At 74.9% G+C, this 6,508-nt stretch carries 9 protein-coding genes and 2 pseudogenes; 6 read left to right on the forward strand and 5 right to left on the reverse strand.

All coding sequences use genetic code 11. From position 1 onward, the window contains the following. The 5 genes and pseudogenes from PV341_RS42790 to PV341_RS42810 form a co-directional block, all read right to left on the reverse strand. A partial coding sequence (locus PV341_RS42790; protein ID WP_500360693.1) for a LysR family transcriptional regulator substrate-binding protein occupies positions 1 to 415 on the reverse strand: 415 nt, incomplete at its 3' end. Positions 416 to 492: 77 nt separating this feature from the next. Next, positions 493 to 624, reverse strand: a pseudogene (locus tag PV341_RS42795) (LysR family transcriptional regulator); the annotation flags it as partial. A gap of 80 nt (positions 625 to 704) precedes the next feature. Continuing rightward, positions 705 to 875, reverse strand: a complete 171-nt coding sequence (locus PV341_RS42800) for a LysR family transcriptional regulator (RefSeq protein WP_500322440.1) — start codon at positions 873 to 875, stop codon at positions 705 to 707. Positions 876 to 906: 31 nt separating this feature from the next. After that, on the reverse strand, positions 907 to 1,311 hold the full coding sequence (locus PV341_RS42805) for a pyrophosphohydrolase domain-containing protein (protein ID WP_500322439.1): 405 nt from the start codon (positions 1,309 to 1,311) through the stop codon (positions 907 to 909). A gap of 21 nt (positions 1,312 to 1,332) precedes the next feature. Next, positions 1,333 to 1,876, reverse strand: a pseudogene (locus tag PV341_RS42810) (molybdopterin-dependent oxidoreductase). An 82-nt stretch (positions 1,877 to 1,958) separates the two neighbouring features. Here PV341_RS42810 and PV341_RS42815 point away from each other — a divergent pair. The 6 genes from PV341_RS42815 to PV341_RS42840 form a co-directional block, all read left to right on the forward strand. Beyond that, entirely contained in the window at positions 1,959 to 2,345 is a 387-nt protein-coding gene (locus PV341_RS42815) for a TOBE domain-containing protein (protein WP_500322436.1), read from the forward strand. Positions 2,346 to 2,368: 23 nt separating this feature from the next. After that, positions 2,369 to 3,196 (forward strand): molybdate ABC transporter substrate-binding protein, encoded by an 828-nt coding sequence (gene modA, locus PV341_RS42820; protein WP_500360695.1) that lies wholly within the window; start codon positions 2,369 to 2,371, stop codon positions 3,194 to 3,196. Next, positions 3,193 to 4,047, forward strand: a complete 855-nt coding sequence (gene modB / locus PV341_RS42825; RefSeq protein ID WP_500322432.1) for a molybdate ABC transporter permease subunit — start codon at positions 3,193 to 3,195, stop codon at positions 4,045 to 4,047. Before modA ends, modB begins: the two co-directional genes overlap by 4 nt. Next, a complete protein-coding gene (locus PV341_RS42830) occupies positions 4,044 to 5,129 on the forward strand; it encodes an ABC transporter ATP-binding protein (RefSeq protein ID WP_500322431.1) in 1,086 nt (361 codons plus the stop codon). The genes modB and PV341_RS42830 overlap by 4 nt, the downstream gene beginning before the upstream one ends. A 133-nt stretch (positions 5,130 to 5,262) precedes the next feature. Next, positions 5,263 to 5,799 (forward strand): universal stress protein, encoded by a 537-nt coding sequence (locus tag PV341_RS42835; protein ID WP_500322429.1) that lies wholly within the window; start codon positions 5,263 to 5,265, stop codon positions 5,797 to 5,799. Between the two features lie 41 nt (positions 5,800 to 5,840). Beyond that, positions 5,841 to 6,508: DUF4118 domain-containing protein (locus PV341_RS42840; protein ID WP_500360697.1), on the forward strand; the 668-nt coding region annotated here is incomplete at its 3' end.

The raw sequence follows: 6,508 nt of genomic DNA on the forward strand, positions 1-6,508 counted from the left end.
GCGTGGTGCCGCTGGAGGGGCCCGCGCACGGTCCCCGGCCGGGCCGCCGGTCCGCGATCACCAGCCCCGCCCGGGGACCGTGCGCGGGCCCCTCCAGCGGCACCACGCGCATCCCCGCGGGCACCCCGAACATGTGCAGCCAGGCGTGCGAGATGACGCTCGACCAACGCCCGCCCGAGCCCGCCAGGTGCGCGTACAGCCCTGAGACCGAGTCGGTCTCGACGGCCGGTGACGCGGTGACCCCGTCCGCGGCGAAGCACTCGTCCATGATCCGGCGGTTGCGCATCCGCGACGACAGCAGGCACAGCGGCAGCGCGGCCGCCTGCGCCCAACGCGCCACCGGCAGCCCGGCCGGCGGCGCGTCCGCGGGGCCGAGCAGCAGGTAGCGCTCCTCGGAGAGCGGGAAGCGGCGCACGTGGCGCAGGCGTCGTCGTCCAGGTACGTCATCGCCGCGTCGAGCTCGAACTCCGCGAGCCGGTCGCTGATCTCCCGTGAGGACAGCGACTCCAGGCTGACCCGCACCCCCGGGTGCCGCTCGCAGAACGGCGTCGTCAGCAGGGACGCGGCGGTCAGCGCCGTGGGTATCGCGCCGAGCCGCGGCGCGCCGGCCGGCCCGCCGCGCATCTCGGCGAGTTCCTGCCGCGGCGCGTCCCGTTCCGCCAGGATGCGGTGCGCCCACAGCAGTACCCGTTCGCCCTCCGGGGTCAGCCCCTCGAAGCGCCGGCCCCGCCGCACGATCGGCACGTCCAGCTCGCGTTCCAGCTTGCGGATGCCGGCCGACAGCGAGGCGGCGAGACGAAGCAGGCGTCGGCGGCGCGGGCGAAGTGCCGTTCCCTGGCGAGCGCCACCAGGTACTCCAGTTGGCGAAGCAGCATGGCTCACGGTTGCACACGCCGCGCTGCCGCGTTACTCCCCGGCGGGCGTCCAGCCCTGGGCGCGCAGCACCGCTGCGACGTCGGGCGCCCGGTAGTGCTCGCCCTTGAGGACCTTGCCGTCGGCCCGCAGGGTGGGCCGGCCGTCGGGGCCCAGCTTGCTCATGTTGGCGCGGTGGATCTCCGCGATGACCTCGTCCAGGTCGATGCCGTGCACCAGCGCGGTGCCGTACGCGACGTAGACCACGTCGGCCAGTTCGTGCGCGAGGTGGTCCAGGGGACCGGTCCCGGAGGCCTCGGCGACCTCGGCCACCTCCTCGGCGAGCAGGTCCTGACGGTGCGCCGCGTGCTCGGGCGTGATCTCGGTCGGACGGGGGCGGACGTCGAGGCCGAAGGCGGTGTGGAACTCACGGACCAGGCCGGCGGGGGAGGATCGCATTCCGCCGATCGTAGTGCCCGCTCAGACGCCCTGGTCGCCCCCCGCCGCCGGCCCGCCGCCGTAGCCCCCGTCCACCCGGATGGCGGTGATGTGCCGGGCCCCGCAGCGGTCCTGGGGCAGCCAGTTGCGGGCCGCAGGCGTCCAGCGGGGTGCCGTCGATGCGGGTGGCCAGCAGCACGGGGGCGTGCCCGAAGTCCGGGTCGATCTCGGCCCAGGACAGCAACGCGTGGTGACCGTCCGCCCCGGTCACGGCGATGAGGAAGCGCAACCGGTCCTTGCGGCGGCCGGGGTCGAAGCCGGGACCGGCCGAGCACAGCACCTCGTGGAGCAACGGGCCCTCGAAACGGTGGTGCTGCACACCGCTGGTGCGGCACTCGAAGCTCACCCGGGCCGTGTGCTGGGGCCAGGCGCGCAGGTCGGGCACCGTGAGCGGCGCGGGGCGGGCCAGGTCGCCGCTCAGGCTGAAGCCGGCGAGCCCCGGCGGCGGCGCGGGAACGGACACGGTCACGGGCTTCCACCTCCCCCGATCACCGTACCCACGCACGGCGGTCGCGGAAACGCACATGCGACCCTCCACGCGCCGTGATCCGGCTGATGCAATCCGACAATGGGCTTCCCGCTCGCATCTGCGTCACTATGATCGAGTCATGCACACCTACCGGATCGGCGAGGCGGCCGCAGTCATGGGCGTGAGCGCCGACACCCTCAGGCGCTGGGTCGACGGCGGGCGGCTGCGGGCGGAGCGCGACGAGCAGGGCCGGCGCATCATCGAGGGTCCCGATCTGGCCGCCTTCGCCCGGGAGTTCAACCGCACCGAACGCGAGCACACCGGCTCCTCGGCCCGCAACCGCTTCGCGGGCATCGTCACCGAGGTGATCCTCGGCGACGTCTCCGCCCAGGTGGAGATCCAGGCCGGCCCGTTCCGCGTGGTGTCCATGATCAGCCGGGAGTCGGCCGAGGAGCTGGAGCTCGAGCCCGGCGTCCCGGCGGTCGCCGTCATCAAGTCGACCAACGTGGTCGTCGAGAGACCGTAGAGACTCGGAGGAGCAGCCCTGTGATGACCCGTCTCACGCACCGCCGGACCCTTCAGCTGGCCGTCGGAGGCACCGCGGTGCTGCTGGCCCTGAGCGCCTGTTCCTCCTCGGACGACTCCGCCGGCGCCTCCGCGTCGTCCTCGCCCTCGGCGGGCACCTCCTCCGCGGGCGACCTGAAGGGCACGGTCACCGTCTTCGCCGCCGCCTCCCTCAAGGAGAGCTTCACCGAACTGGGCACGGAGTTCGAGGCGGCCCACCCCGGCACCAAGGTCTCCTTCAACTTCGGCGGCAGCGACGCGCTCGCCGCCAGCATCACCTCCGGTGCCCCCGCCGACGTCTTCGCCGCCGCCTCCCCCACGACCATGGAGATCGTCACCGACGCCAACGACGCGGCCGGCGAGCCCGCGACCTTCGTGCGCAACCAGCTGGAGATCGCCGTCGTCCCGGGCAACCCCGAGGACGTCACGTCCCTCAAGGACCTCACCAACTCCGGGATCAAGGTCGCCCTGTGCGCCAAGGAGGTGCCCTGCGGCGCCGCGGCGCAGAAGGCGCTGGACGGCGCCGGCCTGAAGCTCACCCCGGTCTCCTACGAGCAGGACGTCAAGAGCGCCCTGACGAAGGTGGAGCTCAAGGAGGTCGACGCCTCCGTGGTCTACAGGACCGATGTGAAGGCCGCCGCCGGCAAGGTGGAGGGCGTGGAGTTCCCCGAGTCCGCCGGTGCCGTCAACGACTACCCGATCGTCCTGCTCAAGGACGCGCCCAACGCCGGGGCCGCCGAGGCCTTCATCGCCTTCGTCCGGTCCGAACAGGGCGCGAAGGTGCTGAGCGAGGCGGGCTTCCTCAACCCATGACCGACCACAGCGGCGGCGCGCCCGAACTCCTGGAGTCCCGGCCGCGCCGCGCCGGCCGCCGGCAGGGTCACCGTTCCCCGGTGCCCCTGCCGCTGCTGCTGCCGGCCCTGCTCGGTCTCGTCTTCCTGGTGCTGCCGCTCGCCGGACTGCTGGTCCGCACCCCGTGGAGCGAACTGCCCGCGCAGCTCACCAGTCCCGGGGTGTGGCAGGCGCTTCGGCTCTCCCTGATCTGCGCCACCCTCGCCACCGCGCTGACCCTCGTGCTGGGCGTGCCCCTGGCCTGGCTGCTGGCCCGCACCGAGTTCCCCGGGCGCGGGCTGCTGCGCGCCCTGGTGACGCTGCCCCTGGTGCTGCCGCCCGTCGTCGGCGGTGTCGCGCTGCTGCTGGCGCTGGGCCGCAACGGCATCGCCGGGCGGTGGCTGGACCAGTGGTTCGGGGTGACGCTGCCCTTCACCACGGCGGGCGTCGTCGTCGCGGAGGCCTTCGTCGCGATGCCGTTCCTGGTCATCAGCGTCGAGGGCACCCTGCGGGCCGCCGACCCGCGCTACGAGGAGGCCGCCACCACCCTCGGCGCCTCCCGCTTCACCGCCTTCCGCCGGGTGACGCTGCCGCTGATCGCCCCGGGCATCGCCGCCGGGGCCGTCCTGGCCTGGGCACGGGCGCTCGGCGAGTTCGGCGCCACCATCACCTTCGCGGGCAACTTCCCCGGCCGTACGCAGACGATGCCGCTCGCCGTCTACCTCGCCCTGCAGAGCGACCCGGCCGCCGCCATCGCGCTCAGCCTGGTGCTGCTCGCCGTCTCGATCGCCGTCCTGGCCGGGCTGCGCGACCGCTGGATGACCACGCCATGACCTCCCTGGACAAAGCACCCGCGACCTCCGGCAGCCCGGCCCCCGAGGGCCTGGACGCCCGGCTGGTCGTCGACCGCGGCGCCTTCCGCCTCGACGTGACGCTCACCGCCGCCCCCGGCGAGGTGCTCGCCCTGCTCGGGCCCAACGGCGCGGGCAAGACCACCGCGCTGCGGGCCCTGGCCGGGCTGACCCCGCTCACCGCCGGCCACCTGCGGCTGGACGGCGCCGCCCTGGACGGCACGCCCCCCGAGACCCGCCCGGTCGGCGTGGTCTTCCAGGACTACCTGCTCTTCCCGCACCTGTCCGCGCTGGACAACGTCGCCTTCGGCCCGCGCTGCCACGGCGTGCCCAAGGCGCGGGCCCGCGCCGAGGCCGCCGCGTGGCTGGAGCGGATGGGCCTGGCCGAGCACGCCGCCGCCCGGCCCCGCCGGCTCTCCGGCGGCCAGGCGCAGCGCGTCGCCCTCGCCCGGGCGCTGGCCACCCGGCCCCGCCTGCTGCTCCTGGACGAGCCGCTGGCCGCGCTCGACGCCCGCACCCGCCTGGACGTCCGCTCCCAGCTCCGCCGCCACCTGGCCGACTTCGAGGCGGTGGCCGTCCTGGTCACGCACGACCCGCTGGACGCCATGGTGCTGGCCGACCGGCTGGTGGTCATCGAGCACGGCGGCTCCGTCCAGGAGGGCACCCCCGCCGAGATCGCCCGCCGCCCGCGCACCGACTACATCGCGCACCTCGTCGGCCTCAACCTCTACCGGGGCCGCGCCGAGGGGCACACCGTACGGATCGACGGCGGACCGGCCATCACCACCACCGAGGAACTCTCCGGCCCGGCCTTCGTGGCCTTCCCGCCCGGCGCCGTCACCCTCCACCGGGACCGCCCCACCGGCTCCAGCGCCCGGAACCTGTGGCACGGCCGGGTCGCGGGCCTGGAGTCGCACGGCGACCAGATCCGCGTCGACGTCCGGGGCGAACTCCCGCTCGCCGCCGACCTCACCACGGTGGCCACCGCCGAACTCGGACTGCACCCCGGCGCCGAGGTGTGGGCCACCGTCAAGGCGGCCCAGGCGCACGCCTATCCGGCCTGAACCCCGGCGGGTCAGGGCCGACGGGTCGGGACCGGCGGGTCGGGACCGGCGGGGTCAGGGCGGCGTCAGGGGTGCGCCGCCCGGCGACAAGAGGACGACAAGAAGCCCCCGCGGCACCCCGCCCGGGTCTTCCATGGAAGGCATGGATGACGCCGGAAACCACCGCGTGGTCGTGGGGGTGAGCGGCTCCCTCGGCAGCCTCACGGCGCTGCACCGGGCCGCCGCCGAGGCACGCCGCACGGGCGCGGTGCTGGTCACCGTGCTCGCCTGGGAACCGCCGGGCGGGGAGTTCGCCTACCGGCGCTCCCCCTGCCCGCCGATGCTGCGGGAATGGCAGGACCGGGCCCGGCAGCAGCTGGTCGGCGCCGTCGAGTCCGCCTTCGGCGGCCTCCCGGCGGACCTCCCCATGCGCGCGCTCCTCGTGCGCGGGCCCGCGGGATGGGCGCTGACCCACGTCGCGGACCGCCCGGACGACCTGCTGGTCGTCGGCGCCGGACGCCGCGGCCGGCTGCGCCGCCTGCTGAGCCCCTCGGTGGCCCGGCACTGCCTGGTCCACGCGGCCTGCCCGGTGCTCGCCGTACCCCGCTCCCCGCTCCACGAGGTCCTCGACGACGTGCACCGCCGCAACGCCTGGCGGCTGCCGCTGCACGCCGCCACGCCACTGCGGTGACCACGGGGGCCCGGCAGGCCCCCTCGACGGAGGCGATGACCATGACGCGCCCTTCCTTCCCGTTCCCCCACCCGACGCGGCTCGCCCTGCCCGCCGCGCTCCTCCTGCCGCCGCTGGTGTGCCTGGTGCTCGTCCCCTTCCGCACCCAGGTGTCGAACACGCTCGTGGCCCTGGTGCTGGTGGTCGCCGTCGTGGCGGTCGCCGTCCTCGGCAGCCGTCGCGCCGGGGCGCTCGCCGCGCTGTCCGCGGCGGCCTGGTTCGACTTCTTCTTCGCCCCGCCCTACGAGCGGTTCACCATCAGCGGGCCGGGCGACGTGGCGACGGCGGTCCTGCTGCTCGCCGTGGGCCTGGCCGTCTCCCAGCTCGCCGCCCGCACCAGGCGGCTCGCGGTGATCGCGATCACCGAGGCCGACCACCTCGCGCGCATCCACGAGACCGCACGGCTGGCCCAGTCCGCGGTCTCCCCGCACGTCGTGGTCGAGCACGTCCGCGACCAGCTGGTCAGCCTGCTCCACCTGCGCGGCTGCCGTTTCGAGTACGGCACCCTCGTCGGGCACCCGCCGCGGATCGAGCAGGACGGCACCGTGGTGCGGGGCCGCCGCCCCTGGGACGCGGACACGCTGGGACTGCCGGAACAGGAGGTCGAGCTCCGCGTCTTCCACAACGGCCACTTCCACGGCCGCTTCATGCTGCTCCCCACCCCCGGCAC

The organism is Streptomyces sp. PA03-1a (genome assembly GCF_033792805.1).
In the GTDB taxonomy this organism is placed as follows: domain Bacteria; phylum Actinomycetota; class Actinomycetes; order Streptomycetales; family Streptomycetaceae; genus Actinacidiphila.

Bases quoted from the DNA above. Each gene is read 5' to 3' on its own strand.
- PV341_RS42800 (WP_500322440.1), bottom strand. From the start codon at position 875: ATGCTGCTTCGCCAACTGGAGTACCTGGTGGCGCTCGCCAGGGAACGG.
- PV341_RS42805 (WP_500322439.1), bottom strand. From the start codon at position 1,311: ATGCGATCCTCCCCCGCCGGCCTGGTCCGTGAGTTCCACACCGCCTTC.
- PV341_RS42815 (WP_500322436.1), top strand. From the start codon at position 1,959: ATGCACACCTACCGGATCGGCGAGGCGGCCGCAGTCATGGGCGTGAGC.
- modA (WP_500360695.1), top strand. From the start codon at position 2,369: ATGACCCGTCTCACGCACCGCCGGACCCTTCAGCTGGCCGTCGGAGGC.
- modB (WP_500322432.1), top strand. From the start codon at position 3,193: ATGACCGACCACAGCGGCGGCGCGCCCGAACTCCTGGAGTCCCGGCCG.
- PV341_RS42830 (WP_500322431.1), top strand. From the start codon at position 4,044: ATGACCTCCCTGGACAAAGCACCCGCGACCTCCGGCAGCCCGGCCCCC.
- PV341_RS42835 (WP_500322429.1), top strand. From the start codon at position 5,263: ATGGAAGGCATGGATGACGCCGGAAACCACCGCGTGGTCGTGGGGGTG.